Consider the following 19,740-nt stretch of genomic DNA (forward strand, 5'->3'; position numbering starts at 1 on the left):
GTTCCCGGTGAACCGGAAACCGCCCGAAGGACAGGTGCGCCGCCAGGGACTCGAACCCCGGACCCGCTGATTAAGAGTCAGCTGCTCTAACCAACTGAGCTAGCGGCGCCTGCTGACAGAGAAAATACTACCTGGTCCGCAGGGGTGCTCCAAACCATTACCGCGGGGGGCCGGGCGCCTGGTGATCCAGGAGGCCGAGGCGCCCCTGCTCCGCGTAGCGGGCCAGGAGGGCGGCGCGGGCCGGCGGGGTCAGGGGCACGTAGCCCCCGTCGGGAGACCGGTGCCAGACCGGGTCGGCGCAGCGGAAACCGGCGCGGCGCAGGGCCACGCGGTGGACCTTGTTCGTCGCGGTGACGGGCATCTCCGGGAGGACCCGGACGTAGCGCGGGGCCATCTTGGTGCCCAGGTCCGGCTGGCGGGCGAGGAAGGCCTCGAAGGCCGCCGGGGAGAAGGCCGCGCCGTCCCGCAGGGACAGGGCCGCCATCACCTGGTCGCCGGCGACCTCGTCCGGGACGCCGTACACGGCCACCGCGGCCGCGTCCGCCCAGCGGGCGAGAAGGTTCTCGATCACCGCGGCGGCCAGGTTCTCGCTGTCCACGCGGAGCCGGTCGTCCGTGCGGCCCGCGAAGTAGAGGAAGCCGGCCGCGTCCCGGAAGAAGAGGTCGCCCGTCCAGTACCAGCCGTCCCGGGTGCGCTCGGCCTCGGCCCCCGGGTTGCGCCAGTAGCCCTCGAAGAGGCTGCGGCCCCGGTTGACCAGCTCGCCGATGGCCTCGGAGCCGTTCAGCAGGCGGCCGGCCGCGTCCAGCACGGCGGGCGGGCACTCGACGCCCGTCGCCGGGTCCACCACCGCCAGGTCGTCCCCGGAGCCCGCCCGGCCCAGGGCGCCCGGCGGGGTGTCCGGGGTGTGCTGGACGGCGGCCCCGCCCTCGGTGGCCCCGTAGCCCTCCACCAGCCGGACCCCGAAGCGGTCCGCGAAACGGGCCGCGTCGACCGCGCCCGCCTCGGTCCCGAAGCCGAGCCGCAGGGGGTGGGAGCGGTCGTCGGGGCGGGGCTCGGTCGCCAGGAGGTACTGGACGGCCCGCCCGACGTACGTGAAGTACGTGGCACCGTAGGCCCGCACGTCGTCGAGGAACGCCGAGGCCGAGAAGCGGCGGCGCAGCGCCACCGCGGCCCCGCCGACCAGGGCGGGCATCCAGTCGGCGATGACCGCGTTGCCGTGGAAGAGCGGCATGCAGACGTAGTGGACGTCCTCGGGGCCGACGGAGAACCGGCGGGCCAGGGAGGCACCCGCCGCGGCGATCCGGCCCTGGCTGCACACGGCCGCCTTCGGGGCGCCGGTGGAGCCGGAGGTGAAGTAGAGGAGGAAGCGGGTGTCGGGGGCGGGGGTGCGCAGTCTCGCCCCGCCGGGCTCGGCGGCCGCGTAGGGGCGCAGGAGGTCGGCGTACTCCTGCGTGCCGGTGACGAGGAGCCGTACGCCCGGCAGGTCGAGGCCGCGCAGCAGTGGCAGGTGGGCGGGCTCGGTGACCAGGAGCCGGCAGTCGGTGTGCAGGATGTCGCGGGCCAGCTCGGGGCCCCGCCGGGTGGGGTTGATCCCGGCGACGGCGGCCCCGGCGAGGGCCGCCGCGCCGAGCCAGAAGGGGAACTCGGGCGTGTTGTCGAGCAGGACGCCGAGGTGCGGCTCGGCCCCGGCGGGCATGAGGTCGACGAGGAGCGCGGCGCGCGCGGCGGCCTCCGCGGCGGTCCGGTGGTGGGTGAGGACGCGGCGTTCGCCGTCCTCGTACTTCAACCCGGGCCGGTGATCGCCCCACCGGTGCGCGATGAGCTCCGCGACGGTCACGGGTGCAGTCGTCGTCCGCATGCCGCCGGAGGATAGCTGACGTAGCGTCAGAACTGAACGTCCGAGCAGGCGTAGAAGGCCATCGGGGTGTCGTTGACGGTCCAGACCGCGAGGATCAGGTGGCGGCCCGACTTGCCGGCGGGCAGGTTGCCCTGGTGGACGGTGGTCATGGCGGGGCGGGCGCCGTTGTAGGCGACGGTGAGGAAGGGCTGGGATTCGAGGTCGGCGCGAGTGAGGGCCTTGGTGCCGGTCCAGCCGTCCTTCGTGACGTAGTACTTGATGTCGGTGGTGGAGTGGTTGGCCGTGAACTGCCAGCGGAAGGAGTAGCTGCTGCCGCTGGTCAGCTTGGTGGTGGGCCAGGCCCCGCCGCGCGGGTTGTCCAGCTCGGCGAACTGCGGGAGACCGGCGGAACAGATCTTGCCGTCGGCGGGCCCCGCGGCCGGGAAGCCCTTGAAGCCCTCGACGCTCTGCGGCTCCCACTGGATCGCGCCGCAGTCGGCGACGGCCCTGTTGGCGCAGAGCTTCTGGCGGCTGATCGCCGTGTCGGTGTAGCCGTGGCCGCTGGCGCTGGGGGCGCCGAGCAGGGTGATTCCGGCGACGAGGCCGAGGCCGAGCGCGGCGACGCCGGCCCGTCCGGGCATGCGGACGTTACGCATGATGCTCCTTGAACGTGGGGGGAGTTCCGTGAGAGCGCGCGCATGGGGATTAGGTCTAGACCAAGTCCCAGATTATTGACGAGAGTTGGCCATGTCCAGACCAATGGGAGAACGGGTGGTCCGCATCCTTCCGGCCACCCGTTCTCCCGTACGCGCCCCGCTCCCCCGCTACCGCTCCCCCGGTCCCGCTCCGCCGTCCCCCGGCGCTACTCCGGGCGGCCCGTGTAGAACGCGACCGTGAGGTCCTTCACCAGGGCCTTGCGCTCGTAGTCGTCCAGCTCGACGAGCCCGCGCGAGGTCAGCCGGTGGACGGTGTCGTCGACCGCGTCCACCACCGAGCTCAGCACCGTGTCCCGGTGCTTGGCGTCGATCGCCGCGACCCGGCGGCGGCGCATCGCCTCGGCGACCTCCTCCGCGTACTCGATCCTGGTCGGCTGGGCCGAGAACACCTCGATCCCGACGGCCTCGGTCTCGGCCGCCAGCATCCGGGTCAGCGCGTCCCCGACGGCCTCCGCGTCGCGCAGGGTCGGGGCGTCCTCGTGGAAGGCGTCCGCGGGGAGCTGGGACAGGACCCGGGCCATCGCCGACTCGACCTGCTCGGCGAGGTACTCGGTGTGGTCCTCGACCGCGAGCGTGGCCCTGGCCGTGTCCCGCACCTGCCAGACCACCTGCACGACGACCTGGAGCGCCAGTCCGCCGGAGTCCACGGCGGGCATCGGGTCGCTGCGCCAGTGGCGCAGGCGCACGTCCACCCGGCGGCGCAGCAGGAGCGGGCTGATCCAGGTCAGGCCGGTACGGCGGACCGTGCCCCGGTAGCGCCCGAACAGGGTGAGCACCCACGCGTGGCCGGCGCGGGCGCGGCCCAGCCCGCCGAGCGCGACGAGGGCCACGATGCCGAGGAAGGCGAGCGGGGGCCAGTGCGCGGCGTGCAGTCCGCGGTAGGCGCGGGGCGCCGCCCCGAAGGCCGTCAGCAGGGCGTCGGGCACGGCACCGGCCCGCCAGAGCACGGCCGCGCAGCCGGCCAGGGCGAGACCGCCGACGGTCACGCCGACCCAGCCGGGGAGCACCGGACCGCGGTGCTCGCGCAGCCGGTCGTCCCCGCGCGGGACCCGGCGCCCGGGGGCGGGGCGCGGGGTCCTGGCCGCCGGGGCGGCCGGGGCGCGCCGGGCGGCGGGGGCCGGCGCGGGGCCGCGTACCGGCAGCGGCGCGGCCGCGTCGCGGAACGGCAGGTGCAGGGGCACCGCCGTGACGGCGCCGCCCCGGTGGGGGGCGCCGGCGGCGACGGCCGGGAGGTCGAGGCTGTCGTCCTCGTCCAACCCGCGCGCCACCGCCTGCGCGACGATCCCGGCGACCCCCGGGCCGGGCACCCCGGACGGGGACGGCTGCGCGGGCCGGGCGTCGGCCGGGGAGTCGGGCTCGGGGCCGCGCGCGGGCGGGGCGGCCGCCTCGGGCTGCGGCTCCTCCTGCTGCGGGTGCGGAATGTCCAGGACCGGGGCCGGGCCCGCCGCGTCGAAGGGGTCGTACGGCTCGCGCCCGCCGTGCGCGGCGGGCGCGGCCGGGGCGTGCACGGGCTCGGGCTCGGAGCGGACCCGCGCGGCCGGCACCTCGGGCAGCTCGGGCAGCTCCTCCGGCGGGGACACCGGGAGCGCCTCCACGACCGGGGGCCACGCCCCGGAACCCGTCACCGGTACGGGGGCGGGCGCGGATCCCTGCGACGCCGCGGCGGACACCGGTTCGGGCAGCGGCCGGGCCGCCTCCTCCCGGATCGCGTCCTCCCGGGCCGCGGACGCGGGGACGGGGCCGGGGCCGGGGGCCGTGGGGGCGGGCAGGGCCACCGGCATCGCCGCGCGGGGGTCGACCGACGGCCACGGTTCCCGCCCGGACGCGGCCGCCCGCTCCGGTTCCGGCTCGGGCCGCGCGACGGGCACCGGCTGGGGGTCCGGCGCGGGCCACGCGACCGGCCCGGAGGCGGGGACGGGCACGGGCACGGAGTCCGCCTCCGACACCGGCGCAGACGCAGGCACCGGCACCGGCACCGGCACCGCGGCGGACGCGGGCAGCGCCGTGCCGTAGGGCGGGGTGGCCTCCGCCCAGCCGAAGGTGGTCGAGGCACGGACCGCGGGGGCCGGGGCGGCGGGAGCCGGCGGCACGCGGAAGGTGCCCGTCGTCGAGGTGGTGCGCGTGGGGTACATCGTTACCTCCGTCATGCGAACAGCCGGCGCCAGGTTTCCGGGCCCGGGTAGCCGTCGGCCGCGGCCCCCCGCCAGCCCTGTGCGCGCTGGAAGGCCTCGACGTTGCGGCGGTCCGCCTCGCCCCAGCGGGGGCCCGGCCCGGTCGTGTAGTGCTTGCCGAAGCCCTTCTTCACGAGCTGGCGGCCCAGGGCCTCGACGGCCGGGTGCGAGCTGCCCGGGCGGAAGACCGCCGCACCGGGATAGGCCCGTACGCCGCCCGGACCGGGCGCGCCCGCGACCAGCGGCGGGATGTTCTTGCCCTTGCGTTCGACCAGCAGCCGCCAGGTGTGCGCGCCCGGGACGCCGTCCGCCTCCGCGCCGGTCCAGCCCTGTGCCCGCTGGAAGGCCTGGGTGGCCAGCTTGTCGTGGTCGCTCCAGGTGCGGTCGGCCACGCCCTTCGGGTAGAAGCGGTACGCGCCGCGCTCGATCAGCATCCGGCCCAGCTGGGCGACGGAGTCGTTGGTGGCGCCGGGGGCGAACTTGGCCGCGCCCGGGAACACCGTGGCGTCTCCCGGCTTCGGGCCGGGCGCGGGGGGCTCCGCGCCGGAGCCCGGGGCCTCCGGGACGACCCCGCCGGTCACCCCGTTGAACCGGTAGGGGAGGTACTTGGCGGAGTTGGCCCAGTAGCCGTAGGGCGTGGCGAGCTTCCGCGTCGTGGGGCGCGTCTGCTCGTAGGCGACGTAGTGGGTGCGCGTCGCGTCGACCCAGCCGCCGAAGATCACCACGTGCGAGCCGTTGGTGGGGTCGGCCGGGTTGTGGAAGAGCAGCATGTCGCCCGGGAGCAGCTCCTCCTTGGTGATCTTGGTGGCGAACTTGTCCAGGCTGCCCGTCCACTCGTTGGAGCCGAGGTTCCAGGCCATGGAGACGTAGCCCGAACAGTCCTGCCGGTAGCCGTCCGTCCAGTAGTCGGACATGCTGTACGGGACCTTGGCGTCCAGCCACAGCTTCGCCCGGTTGATGATCGTCGTACGGTCGATCCGCTTGACCACCCCGGGGCGGGCCGGGGCACCGGGGTTTCCGGCCGGGCCGGCCTTGGGGCCGTGCAGGGGGGTGCGCCCGCCCTGCGGAGAGCCCGGATCGTCCTGCGCGGCGGAGCCGGGGGCCGGGGTGTCCACGGAGTCGGCCGCGCCCACCGCCTCGACCGCGACCGCGGTGGCGCCGCCCGTGCCGCCGAGGACCACTCCGGCGGCGGTGGCCAGGACCAGGGCGCGGCGGGCGCCGCGCGCGGCCGGGTGTCCCCCGTCGCGAAGCGGTATGGCCCGCGCGCGGGCGAGGGAGCGGCGGCGCTCGGCACACCCGCGGCACACACAGTCGCCGGCGGGCTCGTACTCCTCGAAGGCGGGCATCGGCATCGGCGCCTGCGCCGGGGGCTGCATGGTCATGCGGTTCCGTCCACTCCCCTGCTCATCCACTGGTGGGCCGGTGCTCGACCTGATGCGGCATCAGATTCGGCACGGCGCAGACATATCGTGCACGATAAACCCCCCAAACATGGGTTAATCGGACAAGGTGGGCGTGGCTGGTCACGACCACCACCGGAGGTGGGGTAGAGTTTTCCCTGTCAGCAGGCGCCGCTAGCTCAGTTGGTTAGAGCAGCTGACTCTTAATCAGCGGGTCCGGGGTTCGAGTCCCTGGCGGCGCACAGACGGAAGAAGGCCCCCACGCGAGTGGGGGCCTTTTTCGTGTTCCGTCGACCCGGGCTCTCGTCGGCCGCGGGCTAGACCGTCGTGCCGGGGCGGGCTCCCACACCGGTCAGGTAGGCGGAGACCACCACGTTCGCCGTGTACGCCTTCGCCGCCTTGTCGTAGGTGCCGCCGCAGGTCACCAGCCGCAGTTCCGCCCGGCCGCGGACCCGCGGCCCGTACGCCTCGTGCGGGTCGAAGGCCGTGCGCTCGAAGACCCGTACGTCCTCGATCGTGAACTCGGCGACCGAGCCGTCCGCGCGGACCACGCGGACCTTCTCGCCCTTCCGGGCCGAGCTCAGACCGTAGAAGACCGCGGGCTTCGAGCGGGTGTCCACGTGCCCCACCATCAGCGCGGTCCCTGCCGTACCCGGCTGGCTGCCCTGCCCCCACCAGCCGACCGTGCCCGGAGTGTCGTACGGGGGCGGATCGATGGCGCCGTCCTTGTCCAGACCCCGCGGGACCACCGGGGCCTGGATACCTATGGACGGCACGTCGACCCGCTGCGGCGCGGAGGCCGGGAGCGGGGCGTGCGCCGCGGGCATCCCCGGGAGCGCCGACCCGGCGGCCGGGCCGGACGGCACGGTCAGCTCACGGCCCCACAGCCACAGCCCGAGCACGAGCACCGACCAGGCCGCGAAGGTCAGCATCCGGCCGCCGGCGGGCCCCTTGCCGCCGCCAGACCGCCACTCGCTCACGCGCCGCCCGCCTCACTCGCCGCTGCGGCGCCGCCGCAGGGCCAGCGCACGGCCCGCGACCGCCAGGGTCGCCACCGCGGCGAGGGCCGCGCCGATCACCGTGTGCGGCATGCCCGGGCCGTCGCTGCCGTGCTCCTTCGCCGCCGCGGCGGGGGCGGGCGCCCCGGCCAGCTCGGAGGCCATCCCGCCACCGCCGGCGTGCACCGGCCAGATGGGCGAGGCGTGGTGGGACGGGTGGCGGTAGGGGGAGATCTGGATCGAACCGCTGAACTTCTCGTCGCCGTCGCAGTACACCCGAACGGTGTGCCAGCCGGGCGAGGCGTGCGAGCTGATCACCGCCTCGCCGTAGAGCGGGCTGCGGCGGCCGCCGTCCCTCCCGTACAGGTCGGCGTCCGACACGAAGACGGCGGACTTCGCCCGGCCCCGGTCCCCCTCGCACCCCAGGACGCGCAGCTTGACCTGCGCTCCGGGGTGCGCCGGGCTCGGGTCGACGGCGATGCTGCCCCTGCCTCCGCGGTCCTCCTCGCCCGCGAGGGCGGTGGGGGCGGACACGACGGTCACCGCGGAGAACGCCGCCAGGGCGGCGGCCACGGCGGAGACGCGGACAGCGATCGGAACACTGCGCATGGTGAACCTCCTCGTCAAGGAGATTCACGCGCGGCGCGCCGCTCCGCATCCGGAGCGGCGCCGTACGTGTCAGCCGGACGCCCCGAACGCGGTACGCACCGTCGGCCGAACGCGTCAGACCAGGTCGACCAGGTCCGCGATCGACGCGACCGTCCTGGTCGGGCGGTAGGGGAACTTCTCGGTGTCCTGCTCGGTGGTCAGACCGGTGAGGACCAGGAAGGTCTGCATGCCCGCCTCCAGCCCGGCCAGCACGTCGGTGTCCATCCGGTCGCCGATCATCGCGCTGGTCTCCGAGTGCGCGCCGATGGCGTTCAGGCCCGTGCGCATCATCAGCGGGTTGGGCTTCCCGGCGAAGTACGGCTGCTTGCCGGTCGCCTTGGTGATCAGCGCGGCGACCGCACCGGTGGCCGGCAGCGGGCCCTCGGTGGACGGGCCGGTCTCGTCGGGGTTGGTGCAGATGAACCGCGCCCCGGCGTTGATCAGGCGGACCGCCTTGGTCATGGCCTCGAAGCTGTAGGTGCGGGTCTCGCCCAGGACCACGTAGTCGGGCTCGTGGTCGGTGAGGATGTAGCCGATGTCGTGCAGGGCCGTCGTCAGGCCCGCCTCGCCGATCACGTACGCCGTACCGCCCGGGCGCTGGTCGTCCAGGAACTTCGCGGTGGCCAGGGCGGAGGTCCAGATGTTCTGCACGGGGACCGCCAGGCCCATGCGGGCCAGGCGGGCCTGGAGGTCGCGCGGGGTGTAGATCGAGTTGTTGGTCAGCACCAGGAAGGGCTTGCCGGACTCGCGCAGCCGCTTGATGAAGGCATCGGCGCCCGGGATCGGGGTGCCCTCGTGGATGAGGACCCCGTCCATGTCGGTGAGCCAGGATTCGATCGGCTTGCGCTCTGCCACGGGACTGTTCTCCGCTCTCACTGACCTGCTGCCTCTGGTCTGTACCACCCTATCGGGGCCGGGCCGTGGACGTGGTTGACGTCCACAGCCCGGACGCGGGGAGGGGCGGGCGGTCAGGTCAGGTCAGGTCAGGTCAGGCGGACGTCGTCGACGGTCCAGAACCAGTTGTTGTTGCCGCTGTAGCGGAAGCGGACCTGGACGTCGGTGGCACCGGCAGGGACCTGGAGGGCGACGGAATCGGCCTTGGCCACGGCGTCGGCGGTGTAGGTCTTCACCACCGTCGGGGCGGCGCCGTTGTAGGAGACGAGGACCTGGGCGGTCTGGCCGGCCTCGTGGCGGTAGTGCGTCTGGAAGGCGAGGGTGCGCGTACTGCCGCCCGCCACCGGCCACTTGGGGGTGACGAGGGTGGAGTCGAAGGTGCCGGTGCGGGCCTTGTCGTCCCACTCGTCGGAGTCGGCGACGGCGAAGACGTCACGGGAGCGGACGTTCAGCTCGCGCCACTGGTCGCGCTGCGACTGGGTCCAGAACTCGTCGGTCGCGAAGGCCCACCCGGCCCACTCGGTGACCCCGCCCGTGCCCATCTTCGAGTTGTCGACGGACCAGCCGGCGGGCGGGGTGTGCGTGAAGCCCTTCACCCCGGCCGGGATGCCCGTCTCGTCCACCCGGGCCCGCAGGGCGGGACGCAGGGTGTCGAAGGGGTCGGAGTCCGGGGAGCCCAGCGCGACGCCGTCGATGCCGGGGGCGGTGACGCCGACGTGGGCGAGGGCGGTCGCGGCCACGTCAGCGAGCCTGACGTCGTCGCGGACCGAACCGGCGGGGATCCCGGCACCCTTGGCGATGACGAAGGTGCCGCGCTCGGCGGGCGTCGAGCCACCGTGGCCGCCGGCGGGGGTGTGGCCGTGGTCGGTGGTGACCAGGATCCTCCAGTCCTCCTGCCCGTACGTCGGACGGTTCTGCACGGCGGTGAGGAGCTGGCCGACCAGGGCGTCGACGCGGGCGACGGCGTCGAGGTACTGCTGACTCGCGGCGCCGTGGGAGTGGCCGGCGGCGTCGATCTCGCCGAGGTAGACGAAGGCGGCGTCCGGGTTCTGGGTGCGCAGCTCGGTGGCGGCCGCGGCGGCCACCTTCGGGTCCTCGCTCCGGTAGCCGTCGCGGTCGCCCTTGAGGGAGAGCCGCTTGTCGACCTTGGCCGAGAAGATCGGGCCGTTCTGGTCGGAGGAGGTGATCGGCTCCCAGTCGGCGGCCGCGTAGGTGTTGAGCGACGGCTTGGCGTTCTCGATGCGGGTGAGGAAGTCCGGGTACGCGGCGTAGTTCTTGCCGATGAAGGAGTTGTCCTTCACCCCGTGCTTGTCGGGCCAGACCCCGGTGGCGATGGTGGACCAGCCGGGACCCGAGGAGGTGGCCGCCATCGGGCCCGCGTACAGGCTGCTGCGGGCGGTCAGCCCCTGGGCCATCAGGCCTTGGAGATGCGGGGCGTTGGCGGCTTTGACGCGGTCGAGGACCGCGCCGTCGATGCCGAGGACGAGGACCTTGTCGGTGCCGGCCGCCGGGGCGGCGGCGGCGGTGTGGGTGCCGAGGGCGGCGGCGAGCAGGGCGGTGGCGGTGACGGCCACGGCGAGGGTGCGTCCGGTCGGGACGGCAGTGGGCACGAGCTCCTCCGGGAGTCGTCGCGGGGAAGGCGCTGGGGACGTGCGGTGCGGTGGGCGCTGCGGGGGTGCGGTGCGGTGCGGTGCCATGTGCGGTGCGGCGGGCGGGGAGAGTGGGGGGTGCGGTTGTGTGCCGGGCCGCCGTGGGGTGGGGGGCGGTGGTGGGGGTGCGCCGGGCCGGAGCGGGGGTGCGCGTTCGGTCCAGACCCGTTATCCGGGCCGGGCGTCGAGCCTCACTCTCGGGGAGCCGGGTGACAAGGAGGCAACAGGTCAGCTTCCGGTTGCCGACTTCCACGCGTCGACGTAGCCGGTGAGGTTCCTGCCGATGTCGGCCCAGTCCGGCTCGAAGATCTCCACCCCGGTCATGAGCCGAGTGAGCTCGACGGCGTTGGCGTCGGTCGGCTTGACGTCGGACCGGGCCGGGAAACCGCCGCCCACCTCGCTGACCAGCCGCTGCGCCTCCTCGCCGAGCAGGTGGTCCAAGAGCTTGCGGCCGTTCTCGGAGTGCGGGGCCCCGGCGACCAGGCCGGCCGCGTACGGCAGGGCGAAGGTGGTGGGCCTGCCGCCCTCCTTCGCCGGGAACCAGATGCCCAGGTTCGGCATGGACTTGGACTGCGCGACGTTCATCTGGACGTCGCCGTTGGCCACGAGGAGCTCGCCCTTGTCCGTCTTGGGCGCGAGCTTGCTGGTGGAGGAGGACGGGCCGACGTTGTTGGCCTGGAGCTTCTTCAGGTACTCCATCGCCGGCTCCTTGCCGCCGAAGTCGTGCATCGCCTTGATGAGGACGGCGGTGCCGTCGCCCGCGACACCGGGCGTGGAGTACTGCAGCTTGCCCTTGTAGCGGGCGTCCAGCAGCTCCTCCCAGGTCTTGGGGGCCTCGGCGAGCTCCTTCTTGTTGTGGATGAAGCCGAAGTAGTTGTTCACGACCGAGGTCCACTTGCCGTCCGTGGACTTGTCCGCGCCGTTGACCTTGTCGGCGCCCTGCGGCACGTAGGACTGGAGCAGGCCCTTGCCGTCGGCCTGCTGGATGAACGGGGGCAGGGTGATCAGCACGTCGGCCTGGGTGTTGGTCTTCTCGCGGACGGCACGCTGCACCATCTCGCCGGAGCCGCCCTCGACGTACTTGACCTCGATGCCGGTCTTCTTGGTGAAGTCGGCGAAGACCCGGTCGTACCAGCCGTCGCCCTTCTCCCCCTTGAGGCCGTCGGCGCTGTAGACCGTGACGACCTTCTCGTCGCTCCCGGAGCCGGCCTGGCCGGCCGGGGAGGAGCCTCCGCAGGCGGTGAGGGCGGCGCTGAGGGCGAGGCTGCCGGTGACCGCGGCGGCGGCGCGGAGCAGGACGGTTCTGGGCATGGAAGTTCCTTACGGGAGAGGGGAGTCGGCGGAGGCCGGGAGGGCCTGGAGGGCCGGGAGGCCGAGGCGGGCCGGGGATCAGCGGTACGAGGCCCTGGTGCGGATGCGGGACACGGCCAGCAGGACCAGCAGGGTGCCGGCCATCAGGACCACGGCGACGGCGGACCCGCCGAAGAGCGCGCCGCGGTCGGTGGCGGTGAAGACGCGGACCGGGAGGGGCATCCAGTCCGGCGGGTAGAGCATCATCGTGGCGCTGAGCTCGCCCATGGACAGGGCGAAGCACAGGCCGGCCGCGCCCGTGAGGGACGGCAGCAGCAGGGGCAGCCGGACCCGCCACAGCACGTACGCGGGACGGGCGCCGAGGGAGGCGGCCGCCTGCTCGTAGGCGGGGTCGAGCCGGACGATCGCGGCGGACACCGACTGGTGGGCGAACGCCGTGACGAGGACGGTGTGGGCCAGGACGACGATCGGCGCGGTGCCGTTGAGCAGGAGGGGCGGGCGGCTGAACGCGACGAGCACGGCGAGGCCGACGACCACGGACGGCACGGCCACGGGCAGCACGAACAGCGCGTCGACGAGCCGCTTGCCCCGCTTCCCCAGCGCGGCCCCGGCCAGCGCGGACCAGGTGCCGACGGTGAGCGCGAGGAGGCTCGCGGTGACGGCGGTGACCAGGCTGGTGGTGAGGGCCTGGAGGGATTCGCCGCGTACGGCGGCGGCGTAGTTCGCGGTGGTCGGTCCGGAGGGGAGCGGGCCGGACCAGTGGGTGGCGAAGGACGCCGCGACGACGACGGCCAGGGGCAGCGCGAAGAGCGGCAGGAAGAGGAGGGCGAAGAGGCCCCAGGCGGCCCGGCGGCCGACCTTGCTATGCACCAGCACGCTTGCCCACCACCCGGTAGAGGCCGAACAGGCCGACGGAGATCGCGATGTTGACGACGGCGACCACGCAGGCGGCCGGGTAGTCGGATTCGAGGATGGCCTTGCCGTAGATGAGCATGGGCAGGGTCGTGACGTCCTTGGCCCCGGTGAACAGGACGATCCCGAACTCGTTGAGGCACATGACGAGGACGAGGCTGCCGCCGGCGCCGAGGGCCGGGAGGGCTTCGGGCAGGATCACCTGCCGGACGACGCGGGCGGGGCGGGCGCCGAGGCCCGCCGCGACCTCCAGCTGGGCGGTGTCCAGCTGGGAGAACGCGGCGAGGAGCGGGCGGACCACGAAGGGCGTGAAGTACGTGATCTCCGCGAGGAGGACGCCCCAGGGGGTGGCGAGGAAGCGGAACGGGCCCTCGGCGGCGCCGGTCAACTCGGTGACCAGGCCGTTGGCAATCCCCACGGTGCCGTAGAGGAAGAGGAGGGCGAGGGTGATGAGGAAGGAGGGGAAGGAGAGGAAGACGTCGATGAACCTCGCGACGGCGCGGGCTCCGGGGAAGGGCACGAACGCGATGATCAGCGCGAGGACGAACCCGAGGACCAGGCAGCCGAGGGTGGCCGCGACGGCCAGCCAGACGGTGGTCCCGAGGGCGTCGCGGAAGGCGTGCGACGCGAAGACGCGGGCGTAGGCGTCGAGGGCGCCGCCCCCGCCCTCGGGGGTGAGGGACTGCCGGCCGACCAGCGCGAGCGGATAGAGGAACAGCAACGCAAGCACGGCCACGGGCGGCAACACCCACACACCCCGTGACACCCGCTCCAGCCGCGCCGCCGGATACAGCCCCGCCGGCGTTCGAGGCGCGGGGTCCGGGGCGGAGCCCCGCGCCTGCCCGGGCACGGGCACCGGCACCGGCACCGTCACAGCCGCATCGGCCCGCCGCGAGGCGTCACGCACGGGCCACCCCCGCCCCCAGCAGCACCGCGTCCCGCGGCTCGAAGTGCAGCGTGACCCGGTCGCCCAGCGCGGGCGTCTCCCGCAGTTCGGGGAGGTCCGCCTTCACCCGGTGCCCGCCGACGTCCACGTACAGCCGGTGCGTCGAGCCGCGCCACTGGACCTCGGTGAGGGTGCCGTCCAGCGCGTTGGGGCCGGGCCCGAGCCCGAGCAGGTGCGGGCGCACGCACAGGGTGGCCGTCGCCCCCGGTGCGGTCCGCCCGGGGTCGAGGGCCAACGCGCGGCCCGCGAAGACCGCCCCGCCCTCCGCGACCGTCACCGGCAGGAGGTTCGCGTTGCCGACGAAGGACGCGGTGAACTCCGTACGGGGAGCCCGGTACAGCTCCTGCGGCGTCCCGCAGTCCTGGAGCCGGGCCCGGTCCATGACGGCGATCCGGTCGGCCAGGGTGAGCGCCTCCACCTGGTCGTGGGTGACGTACAGGATGGACACGTCCGGCAGTTCGCGGTGCAGCCGGGCCAGTTCGGCGAGCATCCCGGAGCGCAGCTGGGCGTCGAGCGCGGAGAGCGGCTCGTCCAGCAGGAGGACCCCGGGGCGGATGGCGAGCGCGCGGGCGATGGCGACGCGCTGCTGCTGTCCGCCGGAGAGTTCGCGCGGGTGGCGCCGGGCGTAGGCGGCCATGCCCGTCATCTCCAGGGCCTCGGCGACCCGCCCGGGTATCTGCGCCTTCGGCACCCGCTGCGCCCTGAGGCCGAAGGCCACGTTCTCCGCGACCCGCATGTGCGGGAAGAGCGCGTACTGCTGGACGACCATGCCGATGCCGCGCTTGTGCGGCGGGAGCGCGGTGACGTCCCGGCCGCCGATGAGCACCCGGCCCGCGACGGGCCGTACGAAACCGGCGACCGCGCGCAGGGCCGTGGTCTTGCCGGAACCGGACGGCCCGAGCAGCGCCATCACCTCGCCCGCCTCGACGGTCAGGTCGAGCCGGTCCAGGACGGTGGTGCCGCCGTAGGCGACGCTGACCCCGTCGAAGCGGATGCCGCTCACGCCGACTCCGCGAGGAGCCGCGGGAGTTCGGTGACGGTGCCGAGGACGTGGGTGGCGCCGTTCCGGGTGAGCGTCGCGCGGTCGTGGGCGCCGGTGAGGACACCCGCCACGATCCCGGCTCCGGCGCGGCATCCGCTGAGCATGTCGTAGGCGGTGTCGCCGGCGACGACCAGCTCGCGCACGTCCGCCGCGGCGCCGGTGCGCAGGAACGCGGTCAGCACCATGTCCGGGAAGGGCCGGCCGCGGCCGCCCGCGTCGGCGGGGCAGAGGGTGAGGTCGGCGAGGTCCTGCCAGCCGAGGGCGTCGAGGATGGCGTCCTGGGTGACCCGGGCGAAGCCTGTGGTCAGGACGACGGTGCGGCCGTCGGCACGGAGCTGTTCGACGGCGGCGCGGGCGCCGGGCACGGGGGTGACGAGCCCGCCGTCGACGAGTTCGCCGTACGCCTCCTCGAAGGCGGAATTGGCCCGCCGGGCGAGTTCCTCCGTGCCGAAGAGGTGCCGGAAGACGGAGATCTTGGACTCGCCCATGGTGTCGAGGACGTACCGGAGCTTCGCGGCGTGGTCGGGGGTGCCGGGCTCGACGCCGAGGCGCTCGGCGGCCCGCTCGAAGGCGCGCTCGACGAGGCCTCCGTCGGAGACGGTGGTCCCGGCCATGTCGAGGACGACGAGCCGGTTCTTCTTGTCCATGGTGCTGGTCTCGTTCGTCTCGTCCGTCGCGTTCATGTCGTCCGTCGCGTTCATCTCGTTCACCAGCCCAGTTCGTTCGCTGTGGTCTCGGCTATCGCGGGCGAGCAGGTCATGCCGCGCCCGCCGGGTCCGGTCACCAGCCAGACGCCGTCGGCCACCTGCTGGCGGTGGACGACGCGGGTGGTGTCCGTGCACTGCGCGTACACGCCCGCCCAGCGGTGCCGGATCTTCGGCAGGGGGCGGCCCAGGAAGGACTCGACCACCTCGGTGAGGTGCTCGTAGGGGTCCTCGAGGGTGTCGAACGCGAAGGGGTGCTCGTATTCGTGGGTGTCTCCGATGGTCAGTCCGCCGTCCTGGCGCTGGACCATCAGCAGTTGCATCCGGTGGGCGGCGGCGGTCGGCGTCTGGGCCTGCGCGGCGTTCAGTTCGTCGAGGGCGGCGGACCGGTAGGCGGGGTAGTAGCGGAAGCTGTCGGCGTCGGCGACGGAGGTGGTGAGCTCCTCGCCGAGCGGGGCGGTCTGCATCATCTGGAGCCGGACGCGACGCACGGGCAGGTCGGGAACCAGTTCGCGGACCAGGCCGGACAGCCACGCGCCGGTGGCGAGGACCACCACGTCGCCGCGGTGGACGTCGCCGTGGTCGTCCCGGACGGCTCCGGGGCCGGTCACCTCCCGGACCTCACGGCCGGGCAGGAAGGTGTAGCGGCCGCCGGCCCGGGCGTGGAGGGCTTCCCGGAGGCGCAGTTGGGCGGTGCGGGGCTCGACGGCCGCGTCCCGTTCGCACCACAGCGCGGCGTCGAAGGCGCCGCGCAGGGCGGGGTTGATCTTCCGGGCCCGTTCGGCGGTGACCAGCTCGTAGCCGCGGGCGGCGGCGTCGGGGCGGGCGGCGGCCGCCTCGGCGACCGCGAACTCGCGGGCGGTGCGGACCGGGGTGAGCGAGCCGATGGCCCGGAAGCCCAGGCCGGGCACCTCGGCGCCGATGCGTTCCCAGAGCTCACGGGCGCGCAGGGCGGTGTCGAGCTCCTCGCCGCCGGCCCTCCCGCTGACCCAGATCTGGCCGAAATTGCGCAGGGAGGCGCCCCGGGCCTCGGCCTCCCGCTCGATCTGGACGACCTCGTGGCCGCGTTCGACTGCTTGCCAGGCGTGCATGGTGCCGACCACGCCGCCTCCGATGACGATGACTCTCACGCCGGAAACGGTGGGCGCGCGCCGTGTCCCGCGAGGGGCCGCGCGGCGACCGGACGGTGAACAGCCCTCGACGCTTGGACTAGACCCGTTATCTTTTTGTGACTTCACTACGCCCCTTTTCGGTGGGTACGGGGGTTTGCCGGTGAGCCACCGGTCCGCTATTCGGCCCTCAGACGGGTCGTGAAGCTGAACCTGTCACCACGGTAGAGGGAACGCACCCGCTCCAGGGGACGGCCCCCCTGGTCCCGTGAAAAACGGTGGATGAGCAGCATGGGAAGGGCCGGCGGGGTGCCGATGAGCAGTGCCTCGCGGGGCGTCGCCAGCACCGTCTCCAGCTTCTCGTCGGCCTCCCCGAAGGAGATGCCGAGGCTGTCGCGGAGGTAGCCGTAGAAGGAGGAGTCCGGCGGGAAATCGCTGGCCAGGCGCGGGGCCCGGGCCACCCGGACGTACGTGCTCTCCAGGCCCACCCGCTCGTCGTCCGCCAGCAGCACGCGCTCCATGTGCCAGACCGGCTCCCCGGGCTCGGCACCGATGCCGGGCGCCAGGTCGGGCGGGCAGGGGAAGCTCTCCAGGCCGATCAGCCGTCGGCCCGGTCGGCGGCCCTGGCGGCGCACGCCCTCCGTGTAGCTCGCGAGGGACAGCGGCTGCTCCAGCTTCGGGCCGGCGACGACCGTGCCCCGGCCGGAACGGCGCAGCCTGCCCTCCAGGAGCAGCTCGCGCAGCGCCTGCCGGACGGTCTCGCGAGACACCTCGTAGCGCTCGGCGAGATCCCGCTCGGTGGGCAGGGTGCCGCCCTCGCCGAGCTCGTCGAGGAGTCCGGCGATCCGGGCCTTGACGGCGTAGTACTTGGGGATCCGGCCGTGCTCGGGAATGCCGGAGCGCACGGGCGCGCCGGCGACGTGACGCGGGGTCTGTTCTTCCACGGTGGGACTCTATGCGCGCGACGGCCGGCCCCCGGAGCGCGGGCCCCGCGGTGCGCGGCGCGTACGGCGGATCAGGCGGCCGGGGGTCGCGGGCGGCGGGTGCGGCCACGAGCGGCGGGTGCGGGCGGGGCCGCGGCCGGGCTCTCGGATCAGGCGCCCGGATCAGGCGCCCGGGGTGCGGCGCAGTCGGCGGGCCCCCAGCAGGAGCCCCCCGCCCGCGGCGAGAGCGGTCACGGCGCCCGCCCCGTACGCCCACTCCCGCGGGCCGGTGTGGGCGAGGGAGCCGCCGCCGTACGCGTCGTCCTCGTCGTCGGCGACGGTGAACCGGTACCCGCCGGACTCGCCGACCCAGTCACCGTCGTCACCCTTGCGCTGGACGAGCGCGGCGTCGGCGACGACCTCGCCGGTGGGGGCGTCGGGGGCGAAGGCGAGGGCCACTTTGACGGTCAGGGACCCGCCGGGGCCGACCGTGTAGCCGGGGAAGGCGTCACCGCCGTCGAAGACGGCGATGATCTCGTCCCGGTCGCTGCGTTCGAGGCTGGCCGGGAACGTACCGCCCGGCGCGTCGAACTCCATCCGCAGGTGGGCGGGGCGCAGGGTGCGGGCCTGGTCGGTGAGGACGACGACGGGGTGGATGGCCGTGCACCGGGAGTTCGTGGTGTTGGTCAGGTCCAGGTACCAGGTCTGCGGCTCGCCGCCCGTGCGGTAGACGGCCGGGCCGCCGCGGATGCGCGCCCCGATGGGGAACGCGGCGGCCTTCCCGTCCCCGCAGCTCGCCTGCGCACGCGACGGCAGGGCCGGGGCGGGGCGGGCGCCGCCGCCGTTGCCGATGTCCGCACCCGCGGTGGGGGCGGTGACGGCGGCCAGGGCGGCGGCGAGAACGGCGGTGAGGGCAAGGGCTTTGCGGAGTCGCATGGAAGACCTTCGCTGCTCGCCGGACGGGATGATGGTCGGACGAGGTGACAATCACCCCGGCCTGGCCGCACCCTCCCACGCACGCGCGAACCCTCACCGCGCACCACGCCTGAATCGTTCCGGTTTACGCCCGAACGGTGCACGACGTCAACCCCCACCCCACCAGCCCCACCCGAACCACCACTGGGGGGTGCAGCCGCAACCCGCGCCCACCTCACCCCGCGTGGCCGAACAGCGGGGCCAGGGCCATTTCCGCGGCCCCCTCCGCCACGCCCGCGCCCGCCAGGGCGACCACCGGCCGGGCGGGGTCCAGCCTGCGGGCCGCGAGGACGGCGCCGACGCGGGCCACGAACACGTCCGGGGCGGCCGCCACCACGCGCCCGCCGAGCAGCACCCGGTCCACGTCCAGCAGCGCGACCAGGTTGGCCGCCGCCTCGCCCACGATCCGTGCCGCCCCGGCGAGGTCGCCGCGGTTCGCCGCCTCCAGGCAGAGCACCTCCACGCAGCCGCGCGCCCCGCACCGGCACGGCGGGCCGTCCAGCAGGAGCACCTGGTGGCCGAACTCCCCCGCCGCCGAGCGGACGCCCCGGTAGACCCCGCCGCCCAGCCACAGGCCCGCGCCGAGCCCGGTCCCGACGTGCAGGTACACGCAGGTCCGGGGGCCACCGCCGGCATGGCCGTCCCCGCCCGGCCCGGCGCCCACACCCGTACCCGACCCCGCACCGACGTCCGCCTCGACTTCGGAATCGACATCGGCATCGGCATCGGCATCGGCATCGGCGTTGATATCGGCTTCGGCGTCGGCGTCCGGCCAGGTGGCGCGGAGCCAGGCCCCTGCGGCCGCGGTGGCACCGGCGTTGGTGTCCTTGTCCAGCAGCACCGGCAGCCCCAGCCGCCCCTCCAGCACCCCCCTCAGCGGGAAGCCCTTCCAGCTCGGGAACCCGGTCACCCGGCCCATCACCCCGACCCGGTGGTCGAGCGGGCCCGGCGCGGCCACCCCGACGCCGAGCAGCGGCGGCCCGGACGGGTCGACGACGCGCGCAACCGCCCGTACGACCGCCTCCACCGCCTCCTCGGGTCCGGCCCGGAAGTCCAGCGGGCCCTCGCTCTCGGCGACGACGCGGCCCGCCAGGTCCACCCGTACCGCCCGGAGCTCGTCGCGGTCCAGGTGCACTCCGACGGCGTGCCGGACGTCCGGAACCAGCCTGAGCAGGGTGCGCGGCTTGCCGCCGGTGGACGCGGCGCGGCCCGCCTCCGCGACGAGGCCGTCGGCACCGAGCCGGGCGGTGATCTTGCTGACGGCCTGCGGGGTGAGCCCCGTCCGGGCGGCGAGCTCCGTACGGCCCAGGCCCGCCGGTCCGGCGCCGCGCAGCAGGTCCAGCACCAGCGCGTCGTTGTGGCCGCGCAGCGCGGGCAGGTTCACGCCGTTGCGGCGGCCGTACGCGTACGCGTCCTTGCGGCCGCCGGTCCCGTGCCCGGACCCGCCGTGCCCGCTCACGGCCCCGCTGTTCCCGCCGCCGCTACCGCTACCGCTGTTCACTCGC

Annotated in this window: 17 protein-coding genes and 2 tRNA genes; 1 reads left to right on the top strand and 18 read right to left on the bottom strand. The window is 74.4% G+C overall.

Translation table 11 applies throughout. The features are described 5' to 3' along the window. Nucleotides 1-35: 35 nt before the first annotated feature. The 5 genes from ACPU2J_RS12630 to ACPU2J_RS12650 form a co-directional block, all read right to left on the bottom strand. Nucleotides 36-109, bottom strand: a tRNA-Lys gene (locus tag ACPU2J_RS12630). 48 nt (nucleotides 110-157) lie between these two features. Beyond that, nucleotides 158-1,858: an AMP-binding protein gene (locus ACPU2J_RS12635; protein WP_423833267.1), complete on the bottom strand. Its 1,701-nt coding sequence runs from the start codon at nucleotides 1,856-1,858 to the stop codon at nucleotides 158-160. A gap of 26 nt (nucleotides 1,859-1,884) precedes the next feature. Continuing rightward, nucleotides 1,885-2,478: a lytic polysaccharide monooxygenase auxiliary activity family 9 protein gene (locus tag ACPU2J_RS12640; protein ID WP_361592363.1), complete on the bottom strand. Its 594-nt coding sequence runs from the start codon at nucleotides 2,476-2,478 to the stop codon at nucleotides 1,885-1,887. A 221-nt stretch (nucleotides 2,479-2,699) separates the two neighbouring features. Next, nucleotides 2,700-4,685, bottom strand: coding sequence for an SPFH domain-containing protein (locus tag ACPU2J_RS12645; protein ID WP_423833268.1), 1,986 nt, complete (start codon nucleotides 4,683-4,685; stop codon nucleotides 2,700-2,702). Between the two features lie 11 nt (nucleotides 4,686-4,696). Further along, the gene (locus ACPU2J_RS12650) at nucleotides 4,697-6,076 is read right to left on the bottom strand and encodes a peptidoglycan-binding protein (RefSeq protein WP_423834957.1); all 1,380 of its coding nucleotides are present in this window, start codon (nucleotides 6,074-6,076) and stop codon (nucleotides 4,697-4,699) included. 216 nt (nucleotides 6,077-6,292) lie between these two features. On the opposite strand from ACPU2J_RS12650, the gene ACPU2J_RS12655 reads away from it, so the two are divergent. After that, nucleotides 6,293-6,366, top strand: a tRNA-Lys gene (locus ACPU2J_RS12655). A gap of 75 nt (nucleotides 6,367-6,441) precedes the next feature. Here ACPU2J_RS12655 and ACPU2J_RS12660 read toward each other — a convergent pair. From ACPU2J_RS12660 to ACPU2J_RS12720, 13 genes are all read right to left on the bottom strand, one after another. Next, on the bottom strand, nucleotides 6,442-7,056 hold the full coding sequence (locus ACPU2J_RS12660) for a class F sortase (RefSeq protein WP_420082430.1): 615 nt from the start codon (nucleotides 7,054-7,056) through the stop codon (nucleotides 6,442-6,444). Between the two features lie 60 nt (nucleotides 7,057-7,116). Next, nucleotides 7,117-7,731, bottom strand: coding sequence for a hypothetical protein (locus tag ACPU2J_RS12665; RefSeq protein ID WP_420080695.1), 615 nt, complete (start codon nucleotides 7,729-7,731; stop codon nucleotides 7,117-7,119). Nucleotides 7,732-7,845: 114 nt separating this feature from the next. Further along, nucleotides 7,846-8,625 carry an HAD-IIA family hydrolase gene (locus tag ACPU2J_RS12670; RefSeq protein ID WP_361606071.1) on the bottom strand — a complete coding sequence of 260 codons (780 nt, stop codon included), beginning with the start codon at nucleotides 8,623-8,625 and terminating at the stop codon, nucleotides 7,846-7,848. Nucleotides 8,626-8,753: 128 nt separating this feature from the next. Continuing rightward, the gene (locus ACPU2J_RS12675; RefSeq protein WP_423833269.1) at nucleotides 8,754-10,274 is read right to left on the bottom strand and encodes an alkaline phosphatase family protein; all 1,521 of its coding nucleotides are present in this window, start codon (nucleotides 10,272-10,274) and stop codon (nucleotides 8,754-8,756) included. A 267-nt stretch (nucleotides 10,275-10,541) separates the two neighbouring features. Then, nucleotides 10,542-11,624 carry a 2-aminoethylphosphonate ABC transporter substrate-binding protein gene (locus ACPU2J_RS12680; RefSeq protein WP_420080693.1) on the bottom strand — a complete coding sequence of 361 codons (1,083 nt, stop codon included), beginning with the start codon at nucleotides 11,622-11,624 and terminating at the stop codon, nucleotides 10,542-10,544. A gap of 78 nt (nucleotides 11,625-11,702) precedes the next feature. Next, nucleotides 11,703-12,500 (bottom strand): ABC transporter permease, encoded by a 798-nt coding sequence (locus ACPU2J_RS12685; RefSeq protein WP_420080692.1) that lies wholly within the window; start codon nucleotides 12,498-12,500, stop codon nucleotides 11,703-11,705. Continuing rightward, on the bottom strand, nucleotides 12,487-13,329 hold the full coding sequence (locus ACPU2J_RS12690; RefSeq protein WP_420082429.1) for a 2-aminoethylphosphonate ABC transporter permease subunit: 843 nt from the start codon (nucleotides 13,327-13,329) through the stop codon (nucleotides 12,487-12,489). Before ACPU2J_RS12690 ends, ACPU2J_RS12685 begins: the two co-directional genes overlap by 14 nt. Before the next feature lie 106 nt (nucleotides 13,330-13,435). After that, nucleotides 13,436-14,485 carry an ABC transporter ATP-binding protein gene (locus ACPU2J_RS12695; protein WP_420080691.1) on the bottom strand — a complete coding sequence of 350 codons (1,050 nt, stop codon included), beginning with the start codon at nucleotides 14,483-14,485 and terminating at the stop codon, nucleotides 13,436-13,438. Then, entirely contained in the window at nucleotides 14,482-15,207 is a 726-nt protein-coding gene (locus ACPU2J_RS12700) for a phosphonatase-like hydrolase (protein ID WP_420082428.1), read from the bottom strand. Before ACPU2J_RS12700 ends, ACPU2J_RS12695 begins: the two co-directional genes overlap by 4 nt. 23 nt (nucleotides 15,208-15,230) lie before the next feature. Further along, on the bottom strand, nucleotides 15,231-16,358 hold the full coding sequence (locus ACPU2J_RS12705; protein WP_391348665.1) for a TIGR03364 family FAD-dependent oxidoreductase: 1,128 nt from the start codon (nucleotides 16,356-16,358) through the stop codon (nucleotides 15,231-15,233). 158 nt (nucleotides 16,359-16,516) lie between these two features. Then, nucleotides 16,517-17,281, bottom strand: coding sequence for a GntR family transcriptional regulator (locus tag ACPU2J_RS12710; RefSeq protein ID WP_420080690.1), 765 nt, complete (start codon nucleotides 17,279-17,281; stop codon nucleotides 16,517-16,519). Between the two features lie 162 nt (nucleotides 17,282-17,443). Beyond that, nucleotides 17,444-18,196 carry a hypothetical protein gene (locus ACPU2J_RS12715; protein ID WP_420080689.1) on the bottom strand — a complete coding sequence of 251 codons (753 nt, stop codon included), beginning with the start codon at nucleotides 18,194-18,196 and terminating at the stop codon, nucleotides 17,444-17,446. A 214-nt stretch (nucleotides 18,197-18,410) separates the two neighbouring features. Next, the gene (locus ACPU2J_RS12720) at nucleotides 18,411-19,736 is read right to left on the bottom strand and encodes an ROK family protein (RefSeq protein ID WP_423833270.1); all 1,326 of its coding nucleotides are present in this window, start codon (nucleotides 19,734-19,736) and stop codon (nucleotides 18,411-18,413) included. Between the last annotated feature and the right edge of the window lie 4 nt (nucleotides 19,737-19,740).

The sequence above is a fragment of the Streptomyces manipurensis genome, from assembly GCF_049570255.1.
Lineage (GTDB): Bacteria > Actinomycetota > Actinomycetes > Streptomycetales > Streptomycetaceae > Streptomyces > Streptomyces manipurensis.

Bases quoted from the DNA above. Each gene is read 5' to 3' on its own strand.
- ACPU2J_RS12635 (WP_423833267.1), bottom strand. From the start codon at position 1,858: ATGCGGACGACGACTGCACCCGTGACCGTCGCGGAGCTCATCGCGCAC.
- ACPU2J_RS12640 (WP_361592363.1), bottom strand. From the start codon at position 2,478: ATGCCCGGACGGGCCGGCGTCGCCGCGCTCGGCCTCGGCCTCGTCGCC.
- ACPU2J_RS12645 (WP_423833268.1), bottom strand. From the start codon at position 4,685: ATGTACCCCACGCGCACCACCTCGACGACGGGCACCTTCCGCGTGCCG.
- ACPU2J_RS12650 (WP_423834957.1), bottom strand. From the start codon at position 6,076: ATGCCGATGCCCGCCTTCGAGGAGTACGAGCCCGCCGGCGACTGTGTG.
- ACPU2J_RS12660 (WP_420082430.1), bottom strand. From the start codon at position 7,056: ATGCTGACCTTCGCGGCCTGGTCGGTGCTCGTGCTCGGGCTGTGGCTG.
- ACPU2J_RS12665 (WP_420080695.1), bottom strand. From the start codon at position 7,731: ATGCGCAGTGTTCCGATCGCTGTCCGCGTCTCCGCCGTGGCCGCCGCC.
- ACPU2J_RS12680 (WP_420080693.1), bottom strand. From the start codon at position 11,624: ATGCCCAGAACCGTCCTGCTCCGCGCCGCCGCCGCGGTCACCGGCAGC.
- ACPU2J_RS12700 (WP_420082428.1), bottom strand. From the start codon at position 15,207: ATGAACGCGACGGACGAGACGAACGAGACCAGCACCATGGACAAGAAG.
- ACPU2J_RS12715 (WP_420080689.1), bottom strand. From the start codon at position 18,196: ATGCGACTCCGCAAAGCCCTTGCCCTCACCGCCGTTCTCGCCGCCGCC.